Origin of the sequence: Marinibacterium profundimaris, assembly GCF_002210095.1 — a bacterium.
Lineage (GTDB): Bacteria > Pseudomonadota > Alphaproteobacteria > Rhodobacterales > Rhodobacteraceae > Marinibacterium > Marinibacterium profundimaris.
In genome coordinates, this window is record NZ_AQQR01000002.1 from 694,551 (window position 1) to 719,168 (window position 24,618).

At 65.7% G+C, this 24,618-nt stretch carries 23 protein-coding genes and 1 tRNA gene; 9 read left to right on the forward strand and 15 right to left on the reverse strand.

Going from position 1 to position 24,618, the window contains the following annotated elements:
* Positions 1 to 21 precede the first annotated feature (21 nt).
* From ATO3_RS08155 to ATO3_RS08175, 5 genes are all read right to left on the reverse strand, one after another.
* Positions 22 to 948: an SMP-30/gluconolactonase/LRE family protein gene (locus tag ATO3_RS08155; RefSeq protein ID WP_088649316.1), complete on the reverse strand. Its 927-nt coding sequence runs from the start codon at positions 946 to 948 to the stop codon at positions 22 to 24.
* Positions 945 to 1,880, reverse strand: coding sequence for an ABC transporter permease (locus ATO3_RS08160; RefSeq protein ID WP_088649317.1), 936 nt, complete (start codon positions 1,878 to 1,880; stop codon positions 945 to 947). The genes ATO3_RS08155 and ATO3_RS08160 overlap by 4 nt, the downstream gene beginning before the upstream one ends.
* The gene (locus tag ATO3_RS08165) at positions 1,877 to 2,806 is read right to left on the reverse strand and encodes an ABC transporter permease (RefSeq protein ID WP_088649318.1); all 930 of its coding nucleotides are present in this window, start codon (positions 2,804 to 2,806) and stop codon (positions 1,877 to 1,879) included. Before ATO3_RS08165 ends, ATO3_RS08160 begins: the two co-directional genes overlap by 4 nt.
* The gene (locus tag ATO3_RS08170) at positions 2,803 to 4,227 is read right to left on the reverse strand and encodes a sugar ABC transporter ATP-binding protein (RefSeq protein WP_088649319.1); all 1,425 of its coding nucleotides are present in this window, start codon (positions 4,225 to 4,227) and stop codon (positions 2,803 to 2,805) included. The genes ATO3_RS08165 and ATO3_RS08170 overlap by 4 nt, the downstream gene beginning before the upstream one ends.
* Before the next feature lie 64 nt (positions 4,228 to 4,291).
* Positions 4,292 to 5,317: an ABC transporter substrate-binding protein gene (locus ATO3_RS08175; protein ID WP_088649381.1), complete on the reverse strand. Its 1,026-nt coding sequence runs from the start codon at positions 5,315 to 5,317 to the stop codon at positions 4,292 to 4,294.
* A 234-nt stretch (positions 5,318 to 5,551) separates the two neighbouring features.
* Here ATO3_RS08175 and ATO3_RS08180 point away from each other — a divergent pair, with 234 nt between their 5' ends.
* Positions 5,552 to 6,730, forward strand: a complete 1,179-nt coding sequence (locus ATO3_RS08180; RefSeq protein ID WP_088649320.1) for a sensor histidine kinase — start codon at positions 5,552 to 5,554, stop codon at positions 6,728 to 6,730.
* Complete coding sequence (locus tag ATO3_RS08185; RefSeq protein ID WP_088649321.1) at positions 6,727 to 7,440, forward strand: response regulator transcription factor; 714 nt, start codon at positions 6,727 to 6,729, stop codon at positions 7,438 to 7,440. Before ATO3_RS08180 ends, ATO3_RS08185 begins: the two co-directional genes overlap by 4 nt.
* 92 nt (positions 7,441 to 7,532) lie before the next feature.
* Here ATO3_RS08185 and ATO3_RS08190 read toward each other — a convergent pair whose 3' ends face one another.
* The 5 genes from ATO3_RS08190 to ATO3_RS08205 form a co-directional block, all read right to left on the reverse strand.
* Positions 7,533 to 8,393: a CobW family GTP-binding protein gene (locus ATO3_RS08190; protein ID WP_088649322.1), complete on the reverse strand. Its 861-nt coding sequence runs from the start codon at positions 8,391 to 8,393 to the stop codon at positions 7,533 to 7,535.
* Positions 8,390 to 8,563: a hypothetical protein gene (locus tag ATO3_RS28785; protein ID WP_158217920.1), complete on the reverse strand. Its 174-nt coding sequence runs from the start codon at positions 8,561 to 8,563 to the stop codon at positions 8,390 to 8,392. The genes ATO3_RS08190 and ATO3_RS28785 overlap by 4 nt, the downstream gene beginning before the upstream one ends.
* A 130-nt stretch (positions 8,564 to 8,693) precedes the next feature.
* Positions 8,694 to 9,266 (reverse strand): helix-turn-helix domain-containing protein, encoded by a 573-nt coding sequence (locus ATO3_RS08195; protein ID WP_088649323.1) that lies wholly within the window; start codon positions 9,264 to 9,266, stop codon positions 8,694 to 8,696.
* Positions 9,267 to 9,451: 185 nt separating this feature from the next.
* Complete coding sequence (gene ykgO, locus ATO3_RS08200; RefSeq protein WP_005648635.1) at positions 9,452 to 9,577, reverse strand: type B 50S ribosomal protein L36; 126 nt, start codon at positions 9,575 to 9,577, stop codon at positions 9,452 to 9,454.
* 93 nt (positions 9,578 to 9,670) lie between these two features.
* Positions 9,671 to 9,745 (reverse strand) — tRNA-Val (locus ATO3_RS08205).
* Between the two features lie 151 nt (positions 9,746 to 9,896).
* On the opposite strand from ATO3_RS08205, the gene ATO3_RS08210 reads away from it, so the two are divergent.
* Positions 9,897 to 10,763 (forward strand): N-formylglutamate amidohydrolase, encoded by an 867-nt coding sequence (locus ATO3_RS08210; RefSeq protein WP_088649324.1) that lies wholly within the window; start codon positions 9,897 to 9,899, stop codon positions 10,761 to 10,763.
* Positions 10,764 to 11,031: 268 nt separating this feature from the next.
* On the opposite strand, the gene ATO3_RS08215 is transcribed toward ATO3_RS08210, so the two are convergent.
* Entirely contained in the window at positions 11,032 to 12,285 is a 1,254-nt protein-coding gene (locus tag ATO3_RS08215) for a DNA polymerase IV (RefSeq protein WP_088649325.1), read from the reverse strand.
* 125 nt (positions 12,286 to 12,410) lie between these two features.
* Here ATO3_RS08215 and ATO3_RS08220 point away from each other — a divergent pair, with 125 nt between their 5' ends.
* On the forward strand, positions 12,411 to 12,839 hold the full coding sequence (locus ATO3_RS08220; protein WP_233152069.1) for an NUDIX hydrolase: 429 nt from the start codon (positions 12,411 to 12,413) through the stop codon (positions 12,837 to 12,839).
* A 341-nt stretch (positions 12,840 to 13,180) separates the two neighbouring features.
* Here ATO3_RS08220 and pyrF read toward each other — a convergent pair whose 3' ends face one another.
* A complete protein-coding gene (gene pyrF, locus ATO3_RS08225) occupies positions 13,181 to 13,897 on the reverse strand; it encodes an orotidine-5'-phosphate decarboxylase (RefSeq protein WP_088649327.1) in 717 nt (238 codons plus the stop codon).
* 371 nt (positions 13,898 to 14,268) lie between these two features.
* On the opposite strand from pyrF, the gene clpB reads away from it, so the two are divergent.
* Positions 14,269 to 16,887 (forward strand): ATP-dependent chaperone ClpB, encoded by a 2,619-nt coding sequence (gene clpB, locus ATO3_RS08230; RefSeq protein WP_088649328.1) that lies wholly within the window; start codon positions 14,269 to 14,271, stop codon positions 16,885 to 16,887.
* Positions 16,888 to 17,118: 231 nt separating this feature from the next.
* Here the strand turns inward: clpB and ATO3_RS08235 are convergent, their stop codons facing one another.
* From ATO3_RS08235 to ATO3_RS08245, 3 genes are all read right to left on the reverse strand, one after another.
* Positions 17,119 to 18,615 carry a TIR domain-containing anti-phage reverse transcriptase gene (locus ATO3_RS08235; protein WP_143747244.1) on the reverse strand — a complete coding sequence of 499 codons (1,497 nt, stop codon included), beginning with the start codon at positions 18,613 to 18,615 and terminating at the stop codon, positions 17,119 to 17,121.
* 377 nt (positions 18,616 to 18,992) lie between these two features.
* Positions 18,993 to 19,835, reverse strand: coding sequence for a ParB/RepB/Spo0J family partition protein (locus ATO3_RS08240; protein WP_088649330.1), 843 nt, complete (start codon positions 19,833 to 19,835; stop codon positions 18,993 to 18,995).
* A gap of 272 nt (positions 19,836 to 20,107) precedes the next feature.
* Positions 20,108 to 20,593, reverse strand: a complete 486-nt coding sequence (locus ATO3_RS08245; protein WP_088649331.1) for a fasciclin domain-containing protein — start codon at positions 20,591 to 20,593, stop codon at positions 20,108 to 20,110.
* Between the two features lie 326 nt (positions 20,594 to 20,919).
* Here ATO3_RS08245 and ATO3_RS08250 point away from each other — a divergent pair, with 326 nt between their 5' ends.
* From ATO3_RS08250 to msrQ, 4 genes are all read left to right on the forward strand, one after another.
* Positions 20,920 to 22,473, forward strand: coding sequence for an FMN-binding glutamate synthase family protein (locus tag ATO3_RS08250; RefSeq protein ID WP_088649332.1), 1,554 nt, complete (start codon positions 20,920 to 20,922; stop codon positions 22,471 to 22,473).
* A gap of 175 nt (positions 22,474 to 22,648) precedes the next feature.
* Entirely contained in the window at positions 22,649 to 23,551 is a 903-nt protein-coding gene (gene msrP / locus ATO3_RS08255; RefSeq protein ID WP_088649333.1) for a protein-methionine-sulfoxide reductase catalytic subunit MsrP, read from the forward strand.
* Positions 23,548 to 23,751, forward strand: a complete 204-nt coding sequence (locus tag ATO3_RS29125) for a GDCCVxC domain-containing (seleno)protein (RefSeq protein ID WP_088649334.1) — start codon at positions 23,548 to 23,550, stop codon at positions 23,749 to 23,751. The genes msrP and ATO3_RS29125 overlap by 4 nt, the downstream gene beginning before the upstream one ends.
* The gene (msrQ, locus tag ATO3_RS08265) at positions 23,744 to 24,358 is read left to right on the forward strand and encodes a protein-methionine-sulfoxide reductase heme-binding subunit MsrQ (RefSeq protein ID WP_233152070.1); all 615 of its coding nucleotides are present in this window, start codon (positions 23,744 to 23,746) and stop codon (positions 24,356 to 24,358) included. Before ATO3_RS29125 ends, msrQ begins: the two co-directional genes overlap by 8 nt.
* The last annotated feature ends 260 nt before the right edge of the window (positions 24,359 to 24,618 follow it).

Genomic DNA, 24,618 nt, shown 5'->3' on the forward strand with positions numbered 1-24,618 from the left:
CGTCCGCTGCCGGTCCCGCGTTCAGCCGCGCCCGCGCACCCAGGCCTCTGCCCCGCGGACATCGACGAAGACGCAGTAGACGGATGTTGTCGCGGTGATGAACATGCGATGCCCGTCCGCCCCGCCGAAACACAGGTTCGAGACCACTTCGGGCACGAGGATCTTGCCCAACCGGGTCCCCTGCGGATCGAAGCAATGCACGCCGTCGGCGGCGGATGACCACAGGTTGCCGGTGCTGTCGCATCGCATGCCGTCCGGCAGGCCCCTGTCGATCTTGGCGAAAACGCCCGCATCGCGCAGCGTCGCGCCATCGACGGCGAACTTGCGGATGATGGCCGGAACGCTGTCATCGTGGCTGGACCCGCTTTCGGCGATGTAAAGCGTCTTTTCATCCGGCGAAAAGCACAGGCCGTTGGGCTGGCTGAAATCGCTGACGACGACGGTTAACTCTCCGTCCGGGGACAGGCGGAAGACATTCCGGGTCTCCTGCTCCGGCGTGCTGCGATAGCCTTCGAAATTCGAGATGATCCCGTAGGTCGGATCGGTGAACCAGACCGCCCCGTCAGAGCTGACGACGACATCGTTGGGCGAATTCAGGCGTTTGCCGTCAAAGCGATCCGCCAGAACCGTCAGCGATCCGTCATGCTCGGTGCGCACCACGTCGCGGGGTCCGTGCCGGCACCCGACCAGCCGCCCCTGGGGGTCGCGTGTATTGCCGTTGTTGAACTGCGATCCTTCCCGATAGACCGACAGCCCCTCGGTTTCGGACCAGCGCATGATCCGCTGGCTGGGAATGTCCGAGAACAGCAGGCAGTTGCGGTCGCCGAACCAGACCGGCCCCTCGGTCCAGGTGAAGCCGCGGGCAATCGGCTCCAGCCGGGACATGGGGTGGACCAGAGCGGCAAAGCGGTCGTCCTGGACGTCGAGATGCGCGGGCAGGGTGATCATGTTCGGGCCCTTCTTGTGCTGGCGGCGATGACGATGCCGATGATGATGGCCCCGGTCAGGACGTTGCGCGCGCCCGCCCCCGCGCCGTAGCTGTTCAGCATGGAGACGACGAGGAACATGAAGAGCGCCGCGCCCCAGACGCCGGGGACGTTGGAATTGCCGCCGGCGATGGAACTGCCCCCGATGACGACGACGGCGATGGACATCAGCAGGTATTCCGCCCCCATGTTCAGGGCCGCGCCGCCCGAGAAGCTGGCCAGAAGATAGCCCGCCAGCGCCGCGAAGACGGACACCGAGATATAGGTGGAGGCGCGCACCAGCTCGACCGGGACACCGGCAAGCCGCGCGACGCGCATGTTCTGACCGGTGGCCAGCAGCCAGCGGCCCCAGACCGACCGTTCCAGCGCGATCCAGACGACAATGGCCAGCAAAAGCCCGACCCAGGTCACGTTCGGCAGGCCCAGGAACCGCCCCGTGGCGAAATCGGCCAGCCCTTCGGGAGGCTTGATCCGCAGCCCGCGGTTCGACCAGATCGCAAGCGACTGATAGATCAGCGAGGCGGCCAGCGTGGCGATGATCGGCGGCAGCCGCAGAAGATAGATCAAAGCGTAATTGGCCACGCCCACGCCAAAGCCGACCGCGAGCGCGATGCCAAGGCCAAGCACCGCCGTGCCCGGATCGGTCCCCATCGCCTTCAGCGCCAGGGTCGCCGCCAGCGTCATCGTCGCGGGGATCGACAGATCGACATTGCCGGGCCCCAGCGTGATGACCAGCATCTGGCCCAGCCCGACGATGGCGGCAAAGGCCCCGAAGGACAGCGCGGCATAGGCCAGTTCTCCGGCACCGCGCCCGGAGGTCAGGCCAAGGATCAGGGCATAGGCCAGGGCGGCGGCCACGCAGGACCACAGCCAGGGTTTCGTCAGAATGTTCATGCCTCGGCCCCTTTCTGCCTGAAGATCAGTCGCGCGGTCAGAACCAGTATCAGAACGGCCCCCTGGGCCCCGATCTGCCAGTCCGACGACAGCCTGAGGAAGCTGAGGAAGCTCGCGGCGAGCGTCAGGGTCAGCGCGCCGATGACGGCGCCGGTCGGGCTGACCTTGCCGCCGATGAATTCGCCCCCGCCCAGGATCACACCGGCGATGGACAGCAGCGTGTAGCGCAGCGCGATATTGGCATCGGCCGAGGTGGTCAGCCCCACCAGCGCCATGCCGGCCAGCACGCCGAAAAGCCCGGCCAGCCCATAGGCCAGCGCCTTGAGCCGGATCACCGGCCAGCCCGCCTGTGCGACGGAGCGCGCATTGCCGCCCACGCCGCGCAGCACGGTGCCGATGCCGGAGCGGATGATCAGCAGATGCGCCACCAGCGCGATGATGACCGAAGCCACGACAGCCATGGGCGCGAAGGGCGGCTTGACCGTCATCAGGGTGCGAAGCCAGTCCGGGCTTGCCCCGCCGGGCGAGGGCAGGATGAACAGCGCCAGCCCGCCCCAGACGAAGGACATGCCCAGCGTCACCACGATGGCCGGTATCTCAAGCGCGTGGATCACCGCGCCCAGCAGGGCATAAGAGAGGATCAGCGCCAGCAGGATCAGAAGCCCGAGCGCGGGCGTATCGTTGAGAATGGTGGCCGTGACACAGGCGACCAGGCTGACGAAGGCCCCGAGCGACAGGTCGATGTCGTTGACCATGATGATCATCATCTGCGCGATCGTCGCGAGCGCGATCGGCACCGCCAGGTTGAACAGAAGGTTCAGCCCGAAATAGCTCATGGCGCGGGGCTGCATGTAGAACGTCGCGGCCAGCAGAACTGTCAGCGACACGACCGGCAGGATGATCCTGTGACGGGCAAGAAAGCTCATGATGCCTCCTCAAGCACGAAGGACGCTTCGAGGATCTTTTCCTCGGTGATGTCGGCGCCGGTCAGTTCGGCGCTGATCTCGTGATCGCGGAACACGAAGACCCGGTCGCATTGGCAGACCTCTTCGGTTTCGGTCGAATACCACAGGAAGGTCCGGCCGCGCGCCGCCTCGGCGCGGATCATGGCATAGACGTCCTGCTTGGTGCCCACGTCCACGCCGCGCATCGGGTCGTCCATGATCACCACCGGCGCGGGCGAGGCGAGCGCCCGGGCAAACAGCACCTTCTGCTGGTTGCCGCCCGACAGCGACAGGATCGGGTTCGTCACGTCGTCGGTGCGGATGCCGATCCGGGTCTTCCACTGATCGGCGATCCGGGCTTCGGCGTCGCGATCCACAAGGCCGTGCCGGGCGCCCTGGCCCAGCACGGAAATCGAGATGTTGCGCAGGATCGACCAGAGCGGCAGCACCCCGTCGCGCGGCCGGTCGCCGGCGACAAAGACCACCTCGGGCGATGTGCCGGGGCGGAAGGCGGACGACCGCGACAGGTACAGCCGCGCCAGAGCGGCCGCCTGCCCGTGTCCGGCCAGCCCCGAAAGGCCCACGATCTCGCCCTTGCGCGCCGTGAGGCCCTGTTCGGTGCGCACGACCTCGGGCCCGAACTCCTGCCGGGTCCCGGCGGTGTCCGCCGCCTCGGCGGTCACGTGGCCCATCGCGTCCACCAGCCCCTGCCGGGTGAAATCGGCCGCGTCGCGTTCCGCGACGATGCGGCCATCCTTGAGGACGACGATCCGGCTGGCGACCTCGAAGACCTCGCCCATCATGTGGGAAATGAAGACCACAGCGCCGCCTTTCGCGCAGAATTGCTTGATATGCTCCAGAAGCTGATCCGCGATGCCCGCATCCAGAGAGGACGTGGGCTCATCTAGAATGACAAGCCGCGCCGCCATCCCGCGCGGGGCGAAGCCGATGGCGATTTCGACCATCTGGCGTTCGGCGATGGACAATGTGTCGACCTCGGACATCGGATCGATGCCATGGCCCGGGAAGATCGTGTCGAGGCTTTGCAGGATCTCGGCCCGGGCGTGACGGCGCCAGCCCGGTCCCTTCAGCGCCGTGTGCGAGATCCGCAGGTTCTCGGCCACGGTCAGGTTGGGACACAGCGACAATTCCTGAAAGACGGATCTGACCCCGGCCTCGTTCGCCGACGTCCCGCCGGAGAACCCGACGCTGCCCGACGAGGGCGCCAGGGCGCCGTTGATCAGGTTCACAAGGGTCGATTTGCCCGCGCCGTTGTGACCGACAAGCCCGATGCAGTCGCCCGGGGTGACGACAAGGCTGACCCCGTCGAGCGCCTTGACAGGGCCGAAATGCTTGGCCGCGTTGTCCAAGGACACGATCGGGGCACTCTCATGATCGGTCATGAGATCTCCATTCTGTAAGGATGTAAGGGCGGACCGCCGGTGTCGGCGGCCCGCTCGCCAGGGCTTACTTGGCGTCGGCGATGACCTGCTTGGCATCGTCCAGCGTATAGGTCACGTTGGCCACCGACCCTTCGGGCGTGTTGGCCAGGGCGTCGTCAAGCGTGTCCTGCGTGATCTTCAGGAACGGCACCGTCAGATCCTTCGGCACCTCTTCGCCGGCCAGGACCTGTTGCGCCACCCACAGCGCCAGCGAGGCCACGCCCGGTGCGATGGACAGCGACAACGTCTCGTAGCCGTTGGCATCGCGCTGCTCGGCCCACCATTTTAGTTCGTCCTGACGGTTGCCCAGCACGATCAGCGGTGTTGGACGGCCGGCGGCCTTGAACGCCTGCGCGGCGCCGTACCCGTCACCGCCCTGCGTCACGACGCCCGTGATCTCGGGCAGCGAGGGCAGGATCCCGGCCACGGCCTTTTGCGACACGTCCTGCGCCCAGTCGCCATGGACCGACCCGACGATTTCGAACTGGTCATGTTCGGCCACGCCTTCGTGGATCCCCTTCGAAATCTCGTCATCCACGAAGACGCCGGCCAGGCCGCGGATTTCCAGCAGGTTGCCGCCGTCGGACAGCCGCGTCGCAAGGTACTCGACCTGTTCCTCGCCCATGGCCGCGAAATCCACCGCGATCCGCCAGGCGCAGGGTTCGGTGACGATGCCGTCGAAGCTGACAACGGTCACGCCGGCGTCGCAGGCTTCTTTCACCGCGCCGTTCAGCGCGGTGGGCGAGGCGGCGTTCAGCACGATGGCGTCATAGCCCTGAAGGATCATGTTCTGGATCTGGGCGGCCTGTTCGGTCGCCTGGTTTTCGGCGGTGGTATAGGCATCGGCCGCCGCGAGCATCCCGTCGGCCACGGCCTGTTCGCCGACCTCTTCCCAGGTCTGCAGCATCGCCTGGCGCCACGAATTGCCCGCGTAGTTGTTGGACAGCGCAATGCGTTTGTCGGCGGTGGCGGATGCGTGGGACTCGGCCTGGGCCAGTCCGGCAGCCATCGCAAGGCTTGCCGCGCCAAGCAGCATTCTTGAAATTGTCATGTCTTCCTCCCTGTTGCGCATACACTTCGCGCAGCGTCCCGGCCCGGAAGGGGCCTGGATGGCGCGATGATGTTTTTTTCGCCATGACCCTGTAAAGCCCCCATCCCGCAGAGTTGTTGCGGGTTCCCGCAAGATTATTGCACGTGCGGGTGTTCCCTTCGCCGCGGCGGCCTGCGAAACTTGCGGGAACGCGCAGCACCGCGGCGCTGCGGCCGAAGGGGGAGGAGAGGGGACATGACCGATGCGGCGGAGGCCCCGGCCAGGCAGAACGTCTTCATGCGCATTTCCACGCATCTGGCCCAACGCACGGACATCGCCTCGGCGCTGGAGGCGGTGGCGGACGAGATTTCGGCTCTGATCCCGTTCACCCATGCGGATCTGTGTCTGAAGGACCGGCCCGGTTGGCTCTCCAGCTACGAGGTCGGTATCCAGACCCGCTGGTCCCGCGCCCGCACGCGGGTCGATGCCTCGCCCCTGCGCGACCTGATCACGGGCAAGTGCGATTACATGCTGTGCCAGGACGCGATGCAGGATCCGCGCCAGACCTTCGAAGGCGCCCTGTCCGAACCGATCTTCAATCACAAGCTGCGCTCGCGCGTGCATGTGCTGATGAAGGTCATGGGCCAGCCCATCGGAACGCTCAACATCTCGCATTCCACCCCCGGTCTTTACACGCAGGATACCGTGCAGCGCGCACAACATGTCGCCGATGTGCTGTCGCCCTACTTTCATGCCCTGCATGCCGCCGAACAGGCCCAGCGTGCCGCGCAGGTCGGGCAGCAGGCCGAGGCGCGCGAGGAAGGGTTGCGGCGCGACGCGCTGGAGCTGACCCAGACCCTGGAGCAGGAGCGGCAGCGGATCGGGATGGATCTGCACGACCAGACGCTTGCCGATCTCACCCGGCTGCTTCGGACCGTGACCGGAGGGGCCCCCCCGGGTGGCGAGGACCTTGCGCAGCAGATCACCGAGATCATCGACGACCTGCGCCGGATGATCGACACCGCGGTTCCGACCCTGCTGGATCTGTTCGGCTTTGCGCATGCGGTCCAGGTGCATCTGGAACGCGCGATCGGCGCGGACCCGATCGACATAGACGTCGTCGATCTCACGAACGGCGCGCCGGACCGGCTGGACCCGACCGTCCGCACCGCGCTGTTCCGCATCGCACAGGAGGCGATCAACAACGCCGCGCGCCATTCCGGAGCCCGCTGGATCGCGGTGAGAATCGAACCGCTGGGCACCTCTGGTCTGGTCATGACCGTGCGGGACGACGGCCGCGGCATCCCAGCCGATCTGCAGCGCAGTTCCGGGCTGGCGCATATGCGCACCCGCGCCCGGCTGATCTCGGCCGGGATCGACATTCTGAATCAGCCCGGATGTACGGTGCGTGTCATGCTGGAGCATTGCGGATGAAGGTCCTTATCGTCGAAGATGACCAATTCCATTCCACCTTTGTCCAGGAGGCGCTGGTTGAGGCCTTGCCGGAAGTCACGGAAATCGTGCACGCGGCCAACGGCGCCATCGGCGAAGACGAAGCCCGGCGCGGCGAGATCGACGCCATCGTCATGGATCTGCAGATGGATCAGCGCAACGGGATCGAGGCCGCGCGCAGCATTTGGGCCGAACGGCCGCAAAGCCGTATCCTGTTCTGGTCGAACTACGCCGATGACGCCTATCTTCGCGGGATCGCCCATATCGTGCCCGAGGACAGCGCCTATGGCTACGTGCTGAAGACCGCCTCGCGCGCGCGGCTGAAACTGGCCCTGCGCGCGGTCCTCGTCGAAGGGCAGATCATGGTGGATCGCGAAATCCACCGCCTGCAACGGCGCGGGACCTCTCTTCGGACCCGGCTGGACGACAGCGAGTTCAACGTTCTCATCGATCTTGCGCTGGGTCTGCAGGACAAGCTGATCGCGGAGCGGCGCGGCATGTCCCTGCGCACCGTGCAGAACCGGCTTATCTCACTCTACGAGAAGCTGGGTGTCATATCGGAATTCGACGACGAGGTGACGCTGAACAAGCGGGTGCGCGCGCTCAACCGGGCGCTTGTGACCCGCACGATCAACATCGAGACGCTGGAAACCGCCCATCGCGATCTGGAAACATGGCTGGCCGGACGATGACCTTTGCGTGACCGGGTTCCGGATGGCGGCGGAGAGCGGTCTGACAGGGTGCCGGCCCTCCGGGCGATCTATTCCGGGGTGAAGGCCGGGCGTCAGGCGCTCCACCAGGCTTCGATCTCGTCCCGGCTGATCCGGTCGGCGGGACCGAGGCCGACAAGCGTGGTGCGCGCGGCCTGCGTGCGCTTGGCCTCCAGGTAGCGGCCCACGGCGTGGATCTCGTAGGCGCCATCGGTGGTCTGCACAAAGCCCTTCAGGCGATACAGCCCCTCGGGCCGGCCGTTCAGCTTGTCGCCCAGGGCGCGGCGGTCGAGGACCGTGTCGCTGTCGTGCTGCCAGGCGGCATAGGCCGGATGCGCGGCCCTGGGCCGGGTGCCGGGCAGCGGCGTGATGCCGAAGAGCAGATCGGCCAGCGGGGCGGCGCCCGGGAGTGTCGGGGTCCGGGCGCCGATGGATTTCAGGCGGGCGGAAAGATCGTCGGGGATCGCGTCGCACTTGGTGACCAGGACAAGGTCGGCTGACGCGATCTGCTGTTCGACCTGGGGGGCAATCAGGGGATCGTCCAGCAGCGTGGGCGCGTTCAGCGCATCGACCAGGGTAACGATGCCGCCATAGATCATCTCGGGCTCGGCACGGGCGGCCTCGGCGATGGCGGCGGGGTCGGCGATGCCCGAGGCCTCGATCACCAGGTGGTCGGGGCGGTCGGGACGGTCCAGCACGTCGCCAAGCGCCATGAACAGATCCGCCCCCATGGTGCAGCAGACACAGCCGTTGGTCAGCGCCACCGTGTCGTCGCCCCGGGCCGAGATCAGCGCGTCGTCGATATTGATGGCGCCGAAATCGTTGACCATGATCATCAGCTTCAGCCCGTGATCCTCGGCCAGCAGCCGGTTGATCAGGGTGGTCTTGCCGGCGCCGAGATAGCCGGAGATGACGGTAAGCGGCAGACGGGTCATGCCAAAGGTGCCTCTTGGCCGGACAGGGTGCCGGGTACGTCCTTCAGCGCCCCGGACGCGCCGCCCACCGCCAGGATGCGCCCGTCGCGGACCGCGACCTGGGCGGCCTCGGGGCGGTTGGTATCCATGGTGATGATCCTGCGGGCGGCGACAAGGCGGATGTCCGGCATGGGCGTCTGGTCCTTTCGAAGTGGGGCCAAACTGGCGGAAACCGCGACGGGGGAAAAGGGCCAAAACAGGGCCTGCGCCTGCGCCATTGGTCTAAGGCGGGCGCGGCCCAGGGGGGGCTGACCCGGCGGATCAGGCCAGGAAGATCATGAAGCGCGTCGCGCGCTTGGCGCCGCCGCGCAGCATGGCCGGCCCGTCGAGGTGAAAGCGCAGGCTGTCGCCCTTGCGCAGGTCATGGGCGATGCCGTCGATGGTCACCTCCAGCCGGCCGTCGAGAACGACGATGTGAATCTCGTCGCCCGGGGTGCCGGGCACGCTCAGCTCGGCATGCTGGGGCAGGGCGCCTTCGCAGACCTCGGCGAAGAAGCCGCCGCGATTTGGCGAGACGCTGCGCAGTTCGGTGCCTTCGACACTGCTGCTGGTGACAGATTGCGAATCGCGCGGCAGGACCTGGGGCGCCTGCGCCTCGGCCAGGCGGACCAGGCGCGAGGCCGGCATGTCGTAGGCCTCGGCGATGCGGGCCAGCGCATGGGCCGTCGGGCTGACCTCACCATGTTCGAGCCGCGACAGGGTGGCCCGCGAAACGCCGCAGCGATCCGTGAGTTCGTCCAGCGACCAACCTGCCCGGTGCCTGAGATCCCTCAGACAGCGCGCGATCCGGTCATTCAGATGGTCCGAGTTTCCGATTTTCGTGAAACCTCCCATGTGTGAGAGGATGTGCGGATATCGTAAGGAAATCAAGGATCATCGCACGGCAGGGTTGAACATGGTGAGGGATATTGCGCAGTCCCTGTCAGGGTCTTCCCGCGTCCGGACAGGGTCGGGCAAAAAGAAAGCCGCGCCCTGAGGCGCGGCTTGTGGAACGGATGTTCGCGTGAACCGTATAAGGCTCAGCCCTGGCGGGCTTTGAATTTGCGCTGCGTCTTGTTGATGACGTAGACGCGCCCCTTGCGCCGCACGACCCGGCAGTCGCGGTGCCGGTTCTTGAGCGAGCGGAGCGAGTTCTTGACCTTCATGGCCTCTCTCCTGTCGTTCGGCGCGGCCTGCGAAGGGCGCCAGGGTTGCGGGTGCCTTGTGAGGGCCGGGGCCCTGACAAGACGGTGAATTCATGGTGGGCGGTACAAGGATCGAACTTGTGACCCCTTCGATGTCAACGAAGTGCTCTACCGCTGAGCTAACCGCCCATGAATACCTGCGTGTCATACTGCCCCGAGAAACAAACGGGGCGCGGATGACCGCGCCGGTGGAGGGCGTATAAAAGAAGTCGTTGAGAGGTGCAAGACCCTTTTGGCGGAGGAAGATTCCGGTCTATGGTGTGCGTCATGAGGAGCGCCGATGTCCAATCCTGCATTTGATGTCCTGATGCCGCATGTGCGGTCTTCCTGTGTCGTGTTTGCCTCGCCCCATTCGTCGCGAACCTACCCTCGAACCTTCGTCGCCCGCTCCGTTCTTGACGAACATTCCATCAGAACCTCGGAAGATGCCTTTGTAGATCAGCTTTTTGCGCCGGCGGCGGAATTCGGCGCGCCGTTGCTGACGGCGCGGGTGCCGCGGGCCTACGTGGATCTGAATCGCTCGGCGGACGAACTGGACCCGGCGCTGGTGCTGGGTGCGCGCAAGCAGGGACACAATCCAAGGGTGGCCTCGGGCCTGGGGGTGATTCCCCGTGTGGTTGCAAACGGGCGGGCGATCTATAGCGGCAAGATCTCGATGGAAGAGGCCCGGATGCGAATCGACCGCTACTGGCGGCCGTATCACCTGGCGCTGCAGGGTCTGCTGTCGGAGGCTCACCAAAGGTTCGGGCAGGCGATACTGGTGGATTGCCATTCGATGCCGCACGAGGCGATGGACGGGATCACCCGCAAGGGGATGCGCCGGCCCGAGATCGTGCTGGGCGACCGGTTCGGCGCGGCCGCCAGCAGCGACGTGGTGGACCGGATCGAGGAGGCCTTTACCAGCGCCGGATTCCTGGTGGCCCGCAATGCGCCCTTCGCCGGGGCCTATGTGACACAGGCCTACGGCCGGCCATCGCGGAACCAGCACGCCGTGCAGATAGAGATCGACCGCGCGCTTTACATGGACGAACGCCGGATCCGCCCGAACGCGCGCTACGGGGCGTTCAAGACGCTGATGCGCCGGGTGATCGCGGATATCGCGGCGGTCGGGTTCGAGGGCGACCAGATGCCGTTGGCGGCGGAGTAGGGCGGGGCGCTCTTCCCCGGAGTTTCCATTTACGCACCCTGCCCGGAATCAAGCCGAAGGCGCCGGGCAGCGGCGGCCCGCCCGACCGGGCTGCCACTTTGGTTGGGCTTGGTATGACCTCGGAGCAGGGAGGGTGATTGCACCATACAGCGCACCCGCACAGGTGTCGGAGCGGCATCCCGCGGGCCGCCGCTGCCCGGCTTGCGTTGTGATTGGGGTTGGGCGGTTTCTTTGAAGGGGCGTGGCAGCTGTTGCGCCTGGGCGAGATTCACCGCAACGCGCGGCCCTTCACGATGGCATCCGTCCCGAACTTCGCGCGAATTCGGTCAGCGGCCCGTTCCGCTCCGGCGCGGCGCACCGCCTGGGGATCCAGCAGGTCGCCGGACAGATCCGCTTCCGCTTCGGGCCGCAGGTCGGACAGGCCGCAGCCGATAAGGCGGTAGGGCCCCTTGTCGCCCATCTGATCCAGCAGCCCCCGCGCCGTGCGGTAAAGCGTATCGGCCAGCTGCGTCGCGTCGCGCAGCGCCACGCGGCGGCTGAGGCTCTTGTGATCGGCGCGCTTCAGTTTCAGCGTCACCACCCGGCCCGCCAGCCCCCGAGCCTTGGCCCGGTCCGACACTTTCTCGGCCAGCCGCCAGATGTGGCCGTCTAGGATGTCGGGATCCGAGGTGTCCTCGAAGAAGGTGGTTTCGTGGCTGATCGACTTGATCGGCTCATGCGCGGTCACGCGGCGCCGGTCCTCGCCGCGCGCCAGGTGCCAGAGGCGGTCGCCCAGCGAGCCGAACCGCGCCACCAGGTCGGTGCGCTCCCACCGGCGCAGGTCGGTGAAGGTTCGGATGCCCGCCGCCTCCAGCGCCGCGCCCGAGGCCTGACCCACGCCCCAGATCAGGCCGACGGGCTTGTCGGCCAGGAAATCCATCGTCTCGGCCTGCCCGATCACGGAAAACCCGCGCGGCTTGTCGAGGTCGGAGGCGACCTTGGCCAGGAACTTGTTGTGCGACAGCCCGATGGAGCCGGTCACGCCCAGCTCGGACTGCATCCGGCTGACCAGACGCGCCAGCACGATGGCGGGCGGCGCGCCGTGCAGTTTCTCGGTCCCGGTGAGATCCAGGAAAGCCTCGTCCAGCGACAGGGGCTGCACCGCCGGGGTCAGCTCCTCCATCATCGCGCGGATGGATTTCGAGACCTCGACATAGACCGACATGCGCGGCTTGATCACCACCGCGTCGGGGCAGAGCTTCAGTGCCTGGAACATCGGCATGGCCGAGCGCACGCCACGGATCCGCGCCACGTAACAGGCGGTGGAGACAACGCCCCGCCGGCCGCCGCCGATGATCACGGGTTTGTCGGCCAGTTCGGGGTTGTCGCGCTTTTCGACCGAGGCGTAGAACGCATCGCAATCCATATGTGCGATCGACAGCGAGAAGAGTTCGGGATGCGACAGGACCCGGGGGCTGCCGCAGGACGGGCAGCGCCGCGTTTCGGGGGTGCGGGTCAGGCAGGCACGGCAGAAAGCGGGCATGACCCCAGGGCTCCGGGCTTGGTTGGTGAAACGCCCCCGGGGACAGGCCCCGGGCTTGGACGCAAGGAAGTGTTGCATACATCTGAGAGGCTGTCATGCAAAGCGCAACGCCGAAGGAGACACCCGTGACCGACTTTTCCGGAGCGAAGGCTGCGCTGTTCCTGGGACCCGACCTGCTGGTGATCCAGCGCGACGACCGGACCGACATCCCCTGGCCCGGGCGCTGGGATCTGCCCGGCGGCGGGCGCGAGAACGGCGAGAGCCCGGTGGCCTGCGCCCTGCGCGAGACCGAGGAGGAGGTCGGCCTGCGGCTGAGTGCCGACGACATGATCTGGTCGCGCAGCTACCTGCGGCCCCATGGCCGGGTGTGGTTCTTCGTGGGGCATTTCAGCCCGGACCTGCGCAGCCGGATCCGCTTTGGCGACGAGGGCCAGGGCTGGGAGCTGATGCGGCCCGAGACCTACCTGGCGCACCCGCTCAACATCCCGCATTTCGCCGAGCAGCTGCAGATCTACCTCGATGAACCCAGGGCGGCGGCGCGCCTGGCCTCCTGACCGGTCAGCGCAACCGAAGGACGGGGGCGTTTGCCTGCCTGCCGCACCGGATGTGCCTGCCCGGGGCGGCGATGGGGTGGCGGTGCAGGCAGGTCGCGGGAAACAGGCATCTCTCCTACGAAAGGCCCCCCGCACGATATGCGGGGGGAGGTAACGAACCACAGGAAGAGAAAAGGTCCGTTTGGGGAGTGTCTTGCCTTCAGCATGTCGGAGATCGTGAGATCCGCAAAGTCGGGAATGCCACACCCGCAGCCGGCCGCCTGAATGTGTGCCATGGCGATCACATTTCGGGCGGCAAAGGGCCGGTCTAGGCGGATTTTGGCTTACCTGAAGCGGCGCGCTCAGTGATTTGGGCGCGTGGCCTGCGGGCTCCGGAGTTCGGCCAGGATCCCGGCGGCGGCCCCGGCGGGATCGGGCGCCTGGCAGATCGGCCGGCCGACCACGACATGATCGGCACCGGCGGCGATGGCCTCTGCCGGGGTCATGACGCGCTTCTGATCGCCAAGCTCCGCGCCGGCCGGGCGGACGCCGGGCGTGACGATCAGGCGGCCGTCGGCTTCGGACAGGGCGCGGATGCCGGTGGCCTCCTGCGGCGAGCAGATCACCCCATCGGCCCCGGCCTCGAGCGCGCGGGCGGCGCGTTCGACGGTGATACCGGCCAGGTCGCCGGACTGGATCATGCCGGCGTCGAGATCCTCGCGGTCGAGCGAGGTCAACACGGTGACGGCAAGGATCTTCAGCCCGGACCCTGCCGCGCCCTGTCTGGCCGCGCGGACCACGTGCGGGTCGCCGTGGACGGTCAGGAAGTCGAGGTCGAACTGGCTGATGCCGCGCACGGCGTTTTCGACCGTGTTGGAGATGTCGAACAGCTTCAGGTCGAGGAAGATGCGCTTGCCGTGCTCCTGCTTGAGCTCGTTGGCCAGCGCCAGTCCCCCGGTGGTAAGCATGCCCAGCCCGATCTTGTAGAAGGAGACGGCATCGCCCAGGTCCTGGGCCATGTTCAGCCCGGCGAGCGCGTTGGGCACGTCAAGGGCGACGATGAGGCGGTCGTCGGACATCGGGGTCTCCTGTTTCGGGGTTTCGGCGCGGTTTGGGCGAGGGCGGGGCCTGTTGTCAAGCCTCCGGACCGCCCCCGGAGACGCTCCCGCCCACCCACCCCGCGTCTCCGGGGGCGGTCCGGTCCGGGGCGTCGACGGGTGCGGCAGGGGCGCGGCGCGGAAAGCGGTGGATGTGGGGGCAGATAGGCGACGGGGCGGCGCCTGGCGGGATGGAGCCGCGTGAGAGGCAAGACCCTGCGAAAAGCGTGACAAATTCATCACATTCCAACTTGCAGACCGGCGTCCGACACCCCATTTCCATCTCAAGGCCCGACCAAGGCGTGCCGCTCATGGGCGCCGACGACACCGGGTGCTTGTAAAAGGAGACGATCATGGACTTGAACAAGTTCACGGAACGGTCGCGGGGATTCGTGCAGGCTGCGCAAACGATCGCGATCCGCGAGGGGCATCAACGACTGGCGCCCGAACATATTCTGAAAGCCCTGATGGACGATGACCAGGGGTTGTCGTCGAACCTGATCCGCCGCGCCGGTGGCGCGCCCGAACAGGTGGCACAGGCCGTCGATCTTGCCCTGGGCAAGATCCCGAAGGTCAGCGGTGATGCCGGCCAGACCTACCTGGACCAGAACACATCGAAGGTGCTGGCAGAGGCCGAGAAACTGGCTCAGGCCGCGGGCGACAGCTTTGTGCCCGTCGAACGCATCCTGATGGCGCTCTGCATGGTGAAATCCGAGGCGCAGAAGGCATTGCAGGCCGGTGCCGTCAACGCGCAGGCGCTGAACACGGCGATCAACGATATCCGCAAGGGGCGGACGGCGGACAGCGCGTCGGCCGAAGAGGGCTATGAAGCGTTGAAGAAATATTCGCGCGACCTGACCGAGGCCGCACGCGAAGGCAAGATCGACCCGATCATCGGCCGCGATGACGAGATCCGCCGCGCGATGCAGGTGCTGTCGCGCCGGACAAAGAACAACCCGGTGCTGATCGGTGAACCCGGCGTGGGTAAGACCGCGATTGCCGAGGGTCTCGCGCTGCGCATCGTGAACGGCGACGTGCCGGAGAGCCTGCGCAACAAGCAATTGCTGGCGCTGGACATGGGCTCGTTGATCGCCGGTGCGAAATATCGCGGGGAGTTCGAGGAGCGGCTGAAATCCGTCCTGACCGAGGTCACCGAGGCCGCAGGCGAGATCATCCTGTTCATCGACGAGATGCACACGCTGGTCGGCGCCGGCAAGACCGATGGTGCCATGGACGCGGCCAACCTGATCAAGCCGGCGCTTGCCCGGGGTGAGCTGCACTGCGTTGGTGCGACCACGCTGGATGAATACCGCAAGTATGTCGAGAAGGACGCCGCCCTGGCCCGCCGGTTCCAGCCGGTGATGGTGCAGGAGCCGACCGTGGAAGACACGATCTCGATCCTGCGGGGCATCAAGGAGAAGTACGAGCTGCACCACGGCGTGCGGGTCTCGGACTCGGCGCTGGTGGCGGCGGCGACGCTGTCGCACCGCTATATCACCGACCGGTTCCTGCCGGACAAGGCGATCGACCTCGTGGACGAGGCCTCCGCGCGTCTGAGGATGGAGGTGGATAGCAAGCCCGAGGAGCTGGACGCGCTGGACCGCGAGATCCTGCAGAAGCAGATCGAGGCAGAGGCGCTGCGGAAGGAAGACGATGCGGCGTCGAAGGACCGGCTCGAGACGATCGAGAAGGACCTGGCCGAGCTGCTGGAGAAGAGCGACGCCATGACCGCCGCCTGGCAGGCGGGCCGGGACAAGCTGGCCGGTGCGCGCGAGCTGAAGGAGAAGCTTGACCGCGCCCGGGCCGACCTGGAGATCGCGAAGCGGGAAGGCAACCTGGCCAAGGCCGGGGAGCTGTCCTACGGTGTGATCCCGGAGCTGGAGAAGCAGCTGGGCGAGGCCGAAGAGCGTGAAGACGGCGAGATGGCGGTCGAAGAGGCCGTGCGGCCCGAGCAGATCGCGGCCGTTGTCGAGCGCTGGACCGGCATTCCGATGTCGAAGATGCTGGAAGGCGAGCGCGAGAAGCTCCTGCGGATGGAAGATGGCCTGCACAAGCGGGTGATCGGGCAGGAGACGGCCGTGCGGGCCGTGGCCAATGCCGTGCGGCGCGCGCGGGCCGGGCTGAACGACGAGAACCGGCCCTTGGGCTCGTTCCTGTTCCTCGGGCCCACCGGTGTCGGCAAGACCGAGCTGACCAAGGCGGTGGCCGAGTTCCTCTTTGACGACGACAGCGCGATGGTGCGCATCGACATGTCGGAGTTCATGGAGAAACACTCGGTCGCCCGGCTGATCGGGGCGCCTCCGGGCTATGTGGGCTACGACGAGGGCGGCGTGCTGACCGAGGCGGTGCGGCGCCGGCCCTATCAGGTCGTGCTGTTCGACGAGGTCGAGAAGGCGCATCCGGACGTGTTCAACGTGCTCCTGCAGGTGCTGGACGATGGTGTCCTGACCGACGGGCAGGGGCGCACCGTGGACTTCAAGCAGACGCTGATCATCCTGACGTCGAACCTGGGCGCGCAGGCGCTGAGCCAGCTGCCGGACGGGGCCGATGCGAAGGCCGCCAAGGCCGAGGTGATGGAGGCGGTCCGGGCGCATTTCCGGCCCGAGTTCCTGAACCGGCTGGACGAGCTTGTCATCTTCGACCGGCTGGGCCGGGCGGATATGGACGGGATCGTAGACATCCAGATGGCGCGGCTGGGCAAGCGGCTGGCGGACCGGAAGATCCGGCTGGAGCTGGACGAGGACGCGCGGCAATGGCTGGCGGACGAGGGGTACGACCCGGTGTTCGGCGCCCGGCCCTTGAAGCGGGTGATCCAGCGGGCGCTGCAGGATCCGCTGGCGGAGATGCTGCTGGCGGGCGATCTGAAGGACGGCACGGTCATCCCGGTCTCGGCCTCGGGCGAGGGTCTGCTGATCGGGGACAGGGTGTCCTCATCCACGCGGATGCCGCCGGAGGACGCGGTGCTGCAATAAGGGGCTTTGGGGCCTTCGGACGATCGGGGCGGGGGGAGACCTCCGCCCCTTTTCGTATGCGCCGCGGGGGAGGGCTCCGGGCAGATGTCCCACGCGTGGGACACCTGGTGGGGTGAGGGATTTCAATGGGTTATGGGAGCGGGTTTACGGGTTGTTAGGGTTTGGGGGATCGGACACTCGTATCGCTTCTGTGCGCACTGTAGGCTTTCGCAGCAAACACTGTTCAAGCGTTCATTGAGAGTGCTTCGCCTTCTCTGCGGCTGCGAGAAGCTTGTCCGCAATCTCGTTCAGCTTAGCTTCCTCATCTGCATCGGGTCCCGGCCAGCTCTCATACAAGATGTCAGCAAGGAGCGGGTAGTTCCTGCCGACATGGAAGTCATGATCGCAGATTGGAAGTATCCGGCCCTTGCGGTTTATGTTGATGGAGATCGCTGAGTTCAACTCCCTGTTAGTCCAACCTTTCTCCGCAAACGTGTTCGAAAGGAAGGGAACGAAGAAGTTTGATTTCATCAAGCCGATGTTGATCTGTTCAACAATCGAGTCGCCCCACGAAATACTGCTCTGGTCAAAGAAAACTTTTACGCCGAGGACAACGAGTTTGTCGTGGAGCTTCTTGACTCTTGGCTTGTCTTCGGAAGCATGAGACAGGAAAAGATCAAATTGGTGAATCATGTGGGCGTGCTCCTGGATCCAATCTGACGATTTCGGGTTTGCCTCCATAGCTTGCTTGCAAAGTTTGGAAAGCACGGGATCGCCTTCTCCGCGGACTTGTTTGATATAGCCGAGCCAGCCTTCAACGTGTGACCAGAAAGCCTCAGGCTTAGCATCAAGCCCAATCCAGAGGCTTGCTGCTTGCTCCAATCCATACTTCTTGGCTGAGTAGAGCTTCATTCGCAGCCGCTTGACGTCTTTGCGCCAGACATTTGGACACTGATTTACGATTAGGCCGGTAACGACTTGCCTCTCACCAAAAAGCTGAACCCGGGTCTTGTCCCTATTGATCTGGAAAGACGAACCTCGAAATGCTTCCTCAAGGCGCTCACCCAATTCGACCACGCGGTCGCCGTACTCCGGTTCCCATGCCTTGATCAAGGTCCTCGGTATCCTCTTCGAGCTGGAGGAGAACGTGATGTCATCGGCATAGCGTGAGAAGCGTAGGTTCTCCTTCGCGGCCAAAGCGATGAGTTCCTTGTCGAGGTTGTGGGCAATCAGGTTGGCGAGAGCCGGTGAGGTTTTTGCACCCTGTGGGAGGCGGTCTTGGTAGGTGCAAATGCGAGCCAGAATCGTTGCGACGCGATCATTGTATCCGAATAGCTTTGACATGAAGATGCCGCGGATCCGTGCAAATCCGATAGATCCAAAGAAATCTTCGATATCAATGTTCAGTATCCATCTTTGTCTCTGATGGTATTGAGCGTTCGAAAGGAACGAGCGGCCGCTCACATAACCATGAACAAAGGGTTTCGGATTGTAGACCTCAAGTAAGACAGCCGCAAAACGCTCCTGAGCCATCGCCAAGCCACGTAGTGGCTTGTCTATGGTCCTTGTGCCGCCGCGTTTCTTTGGGATCTCAAATGTCTTGTAATACTCGCCTGTCTCTGTGTTCTTAAGTATTCGCAAAAGTCCACCTGGGCGCATCATCAACGCACCTGCTACATCCTGCACGGAGTGCGCAACACCAATTAGGAGATGGGCTGTTGCCGGATCGAAATGATTTGGAAGGCCCAACCCTCGTTCTCTACCTTCATCAGCGTCTAAGGAACGATTATCCGTCGGACCGTCGCGATTTTGGACCAACGTTTCAGCGAGCCACCGGGGATTCACCAGCGGAAATTAGAGAGCCGGACCTTCAACGCAAGATTATAGAATTGGCGTTACGGGTCAACCCTGTAGCTGAGGGCATGCGATGCTTGGGTCGCCACACTCCTCCCATAAGCTGTGATAGAATCGAGCAACGGCGCCTACTGCCCTAAAGCTGCATTGCAGCAACCGAGCCGGCGACGAATGTCGGCTCTGGGCCGATCGCAGCGGACAGCAGGCTTGATGGCCAGATCCCTCCACCAGCCCGCAAGGTGGGTCAAAGGACCCACCCTACGCCGCCCCTCTCACTCCACCCGGAACCACCGCTCCACCTCGTCCAGCACGTCGTCGATGATCCCAGGCGATTTCGCCTCCGGCCCCGAAAAGCGCAGGATCCAGCCCTTGCGCGTCAGCTCGCGCCTCACCGTCAGGCCGCGGCGGAGGGTTCGCATGCGGCGGGGCGCGCCGGGCTCGGACGGGGCGGGCTGGATCGGGGTGGGGGAGAGGGCCTCGGTCAGGACCGGCAGGACGGCCTCCCACTGGCTGTCCAGGGCATGGGTGCGGCGGTCGGGGATGGCGTCGTGCAGGATGTCGTCCCACCCCGAGCGCAGGGCCGAGGCGAGGCGGTCGAGGCGCGACACGGACAGGCGTTCGGGCGTGGCGAAGCGGTATTCGAATTCATCGGCCACGATCACATGCCCGCGCAGGCGCGAGCGTTTCTGGCGGGAGAGCGCGGGGAAGAGGTGCTCGACCGCGGCATCGGCGGTGGGAAAGAGGCCGGCGCGCAGGCAGGTGACGATGAGCATCGCCTTTTCCCAGGGGCTGACCTGGGCGCGCATCTCGTTTTCCGACACCATCGAGGCGATGGCGCTTTCGAGGCTGTCGGGCTGGCGGATGACGGCGGGGATCGTGTCGCGCCCCATCTCGCGGAAGACCGACAGGCGGCGGTGGCCGGAGATCAGGCCGTAGGGGCAGGGACGGTCGGGATCGGGCTCGGTCTCGAAGATCTCGATCGGGTGGCGGAGGCCTTCGGTTTCGATCGAGAGGCGCAGTTCGGCCAGCGCCTCGGGGTCGTGGACGATGCGGTCGCGGGGGATGGCGTCGGGGTCGATGTCCGACAGGTGGATGTCGCGGATCGGGTCGGTCATTGCGGTCTCCTGTGGTTGTCGCGCAGGAGATGTGGGGGGCGGCGCAGGGGTGTTGCGTGCGTACGGTGGTAAAAAAGGCCCGCCCCGGGGTCGGGACGGGCCGTGCTGCGCGGCTGATGGGGCCGGAGGCGCGGGGTGCGGGAAGTAACTGGAGCCCCGCGCCTCCGGCGGCCGGTGCGGTCACGCAGGCAGGCGCAGCCGAGGCTGGTCCTGGGAGCCTGCCGGGCCACCGCGTCCGGCGCGCGCCCGCCCGGTCGGTGCCGGGGCAGGGCTTATTCGGACGGCAGGATGACCTTGTCGATCACGTGGATCACGCCGTTGTCGGCCTCGATATCCGCCTGGGTGACGGTGGCGTCGTTGACCATCACGCCATTGTCGAGGTCGATCATGATCTCGCCGCCCTGAACGGTGGCGGCGGACATGTCGTCGCTGAGGTCGGTGGACATCACCTTGCCCGGCACCACGTGGTAGGTGAGGATCGCGACGAGCTGGTCCTTGTTCTCGGGCTTCAGCAGCTCTTCGAGCGTGCCTTCGGGCAGGGCCTCGAAGGCGGCGTCGGTGGGGGCGAAGATGGTGAAGGGGCCGTCGCCCTTCAGCGTCTCGACCAGGCCGGCGGCCTGGACCGCGGCGACGAGGGTTTCGAAGTCCTCGGAGGCGGCGGCGGTGTCGACGACGTCCTTGGACATGTGCGCTTCGGCGAAGGCCGGCGCGGTCGCAAGGCTGGCGAGAAGGGCGAGGGCGGTGGTGCGGATGAACATATGGATCCTCCTGTCATGATCATCGATGCATGTTGGCATCTGGTCAGGGGTACGGCGGTGCGGCGCGGGCGGATCACCGGGAGGCGGCTGCATATGGTGCAGGCGGGGCCTTGACGAAGGGCGATCGGCCGCTAAGCCGCGCGGCCGGGGCGGTTCCAGAAAACTCTTCGTGATGGGGCGTCAGCCGGGCGTGAGCGCCGGGGCCATGAAACACGCGCTTTTGTCACGAGGAATTCGCCATGGGCCGGCATGTAGGTCTTGCGGTGCGGGCCATGCTGACGATGATGCGCGCAGGCGCACCGAACACCGCGCGAGGAGGACGACCCATGGAATTCTGGCTGCAGGCGTTGCAGGTCATCGTGCTGATCTTCGTTCTGGCCGTGGGGCTGGGCGTGCTGGCGATGGTCGTGTTCTACATCCTCGACCGGACCCAGACCGAAGACGCGATCCGCAGGAACTACCCGGTGATCGGCCGGTTCCGGGGGCTGTTCACCGAGCTGGGCGAATTCTTCCGCCAGTACTTCTTTGCCATGGACCGCGAGGAGATGCCCTTCAACCGGGCGCAGCGGAACTGGGTGTACAATGCCTCGCTGGCGAAGGGGAACACGGTGGCCTTCGGGTCGACGCGGAACCTGAACATTCCCGGCACGCCGATCTTCATGAACGCGGTGTTCCCGCCGCTGGACGATCAATATGCCTCGACCGAGCCGATGCTGATCGGGCCCTATTGCCGCGAGCCCTATGCCGCGCCGTCGATCTTCAACATCTCGGGCATGTCCTATGGCGCGATTTCGAAACCCGCGGTGCGGGCCCTGGCCTATGGGGCGAAGCAGGCCGGGATCTGGATGAACACCGGCGAGGGCGGCCTGTCGCCTTATCACCTGGAGGGGGGCTGTGACATTGTCTTCCAGATCGGTACGGCGAAGTTCGGCGTGCGGGACGAGGACGGCAACCTCGACGACGACAAGCTGCGCGCGGTGGCTGCCCATCCGCAGGTGAAGATGTTCGAGATCAAGCTGAGCCAGGGCGCCAAGCCCGGGAAGGGCGGCATCCTTCCGGCGGCGAAGATCGATGAGGAAATCGCCGCAATCCGCCACGTGCCGATGGGGCGCGATGCGATTTCACCCAACCGGCACAAGGAAGTGCATGATTACGACGGGCTGCTGGACCTGATCGCCCATGTGCGCGAGGTGACCGGCAAGCCGGTGGGCTTCAAGACCTGCATGGGCAGCGCCGATCCCTGGTTCGACCTGTTCAAGAAGATCCGCGAGCGCGGCGAGGAAAGCGCGCCCGATTTCATCACCGTCGATGGCGGTGAGGGCGGCACCGGCGCCGCGCCGATGCCTCTGATCGACCTGGTGGGCCTGCCGCTGCGCGAGGCGCTGATCCGCATGGTCGACCTGCGCGACCTGGCCGGGCTGCACGAGCGGATCCGGATCGTGGCCGCGGGCAAGCTGGTGGCGCCGGGCGACGTGGCCTGGGCGATCTGCCTTGGCGCGGATTTCGTGACCTCGGCGCGCGGCTTCATGTTCAGCCTCGGCTGCATCCAGGCGCTGAAGTGCAACAAGAACACCTGCCCCACGGGGGTCACCACGCATATCCCGTCGCTGCAGAAGGGTCTGGTGGTCGAGGACAAGAAGGCCCGCGTGGCCGCCTATGCGAAATCGGTGATCGGCGAGATCGAGACCATCGCCCATTCCGTGGGCGTGGCCGAGCCCCGGCAGATGCGGCGGCGCCACGTGCGGGTGGTGCTGGACGACGGGACCTCTGTCCAGGTGAACGAGCTCTATCCTTCGGTCCAGCTGGGCGTGGAAGGCATCGCGAAGGCGCGCGGCAACAAGATGTTCGAGGCCGCGCTGGAGCGGATGGGCGGGACCTGAGCCCCGGATCGTCCGGGTTCGTTACAGCCATCTGCCCCAAACGTGAGTGCTGTTCATTTTGACGATGAGCGGACCACCCCTATTGTCATCGGTGAAGGACCCGCGCGGCCCGCCTCGTCCCTGAACAGGACGGGCCGGACGCGGGTGCGCGTGGATGAAGGAAAGGGAGCCGCCCATGGCTTTTCGCTGGAAGAACGATCTGACCCGGGCCGACGTGACGCCCGAAGCCGTCTGGCTCAACCGCCGCCAGATTCTGGGCGGGGCGGCCGGGCTGGGGCTGGGCGCCATCGCCGGGGGCGCGCGCGCATCCGGCGATCTTGAGCCCAACGACTGGGAAGAGATCACGACCTTCAACAATTTCTACGAATTCGGCACGGGCAAGAACGATCCGGCCCAGAATGCGCACATGATGACGACCAGCCCCTGGTCGATCACCATCGATGGCATGGTCGACCGCCCGGGCGAATACGGGTTCGAACAGATCATGGAGGCGATGAGCGTCGAGGAGCGGATCTATCGCTTCCGCTGTGTCGAGGCCTGGTCGATGGTCATCCCCTGGAACGGGTTCGAACTGGCCGACCTGCTTGAGATCGCGGGCGTGCAGGGCGGGGCGAAATACGTCGCGTTCGAGACCCTGCTGCGCCCCGACGAGATGCCGGGCGTGTCGCGGCCGGTGATCGAATGGCCCTATGTCGAGGGGCTGCGCCTGGACGAGGCGATGCATCCGCTGACGATCATGGCCACGGGGATCTACGGCAAGCCGATCCCGAACCAGAACGGCGCGCCCATCCGGCTCGTGGTGCCGTGGAAGTACGGCTACAAGTCCATCAAGTCGATCGTACGGATCACGCTGACCGACAGCGAGCCGCCCACCGCCTGGAACAAGTACGCGCCGAACGAATACGGCTTCTATTCCAACGTGAACCCCAACCGCCCGCATCCGCGATGGAGCCAGGCGACGGAGAAGCGCATCGGCGCGGGGCTGCTGGCGCGGCGGCAGCCGACCCTGATGTTCAACGGCTATGAGGACCAGGTCGCGTCGATGTACGAGGGCATGGACCTGATCAAGTACCATTGACCGAACGCGTCTCCATACTGACCTGCCCGCAGTGCGGGGCGGCATCGACGGAGAGGATGCCGGAGGACATGTGCCTTTTCTTCCATGAGTGCACGTCCTGCGGCGTTCTCCTGCGGCCGAAGCCCGGCGATTGCTGTGTCTTCTGCTCGTACGGGACGGTGCCCTGTCCGCCGGTCCAGCAGGGCCGGTGCTGTGCGTGACGCGATTACGGCCAGCCTGTCACAGCGCCTGACCGCGCAGGCGCGCAAGGTCCCGGAATGGTGTGTGTATATAGTGGGGGCGCTGCCGGCGCCCTGGCTGTTCTGGCAGGCGCTGACCGGCGCGCTGGGTGTCGAGCCGATCGAGGCGCTGGAGCATGAATACGGCCGGCTGGCGTTGCAGCTGCTGCTGGCCGGGCTGGCGGTGACGCCGCTGTGGCGGCTGACCGGCGTGAACCTGGTGAAGTTCCGCAGGCCGCTTGGGCTTCTGGCCTTCTTCTATCTGTGCCTGCATTTCCTGGTCTGGCTGCTGCTGGACGTGCAGATCCTGTCCCAGGCCTGGGCGGATATCGTGAAGCGTCCCTTCATCACCATCGGCATGGCGGGCTTCCTTCTGCTGGTGCCGCTGGCCGTGACCTCCACCCGGAAGGCGATCCGGCGCATGGGGCCCAAAGCCTGGGGGCGGCTGCACCGCCTGGTCTATGTCGCTGTCGGGCTGGGGGTGCTGCACTTCGTGATGGGGCGGAAGGGGTTGCAATACGAACCGCTGGTCTACGCCGGGATCCTGGTGGTGCTGCTGGGACTGCGGCTGGTGCCCCGCAGGCGGTAAGGCTGGTCCGCCCTGATCGGGGGTGGCCGGGCTGAATCGGACCTGATCGGGGCTGTCGCCGGGGAAGGCTGGGGGTAACTTTGTGGAAAACGCACAGGATTCGATCAGGGGCCTGCGATCCGGTCGGGAAACGGCGGTTCCGGCGGGCTTCGATGTGAAAAAATGAGACAATAAATCGTTAAATATCAGTCTGTTGCTATCTCATACGAAGAAAAAATGACATTGACTGAAAAAAGCGCTTGCGGGTTTTGGGCAGTATC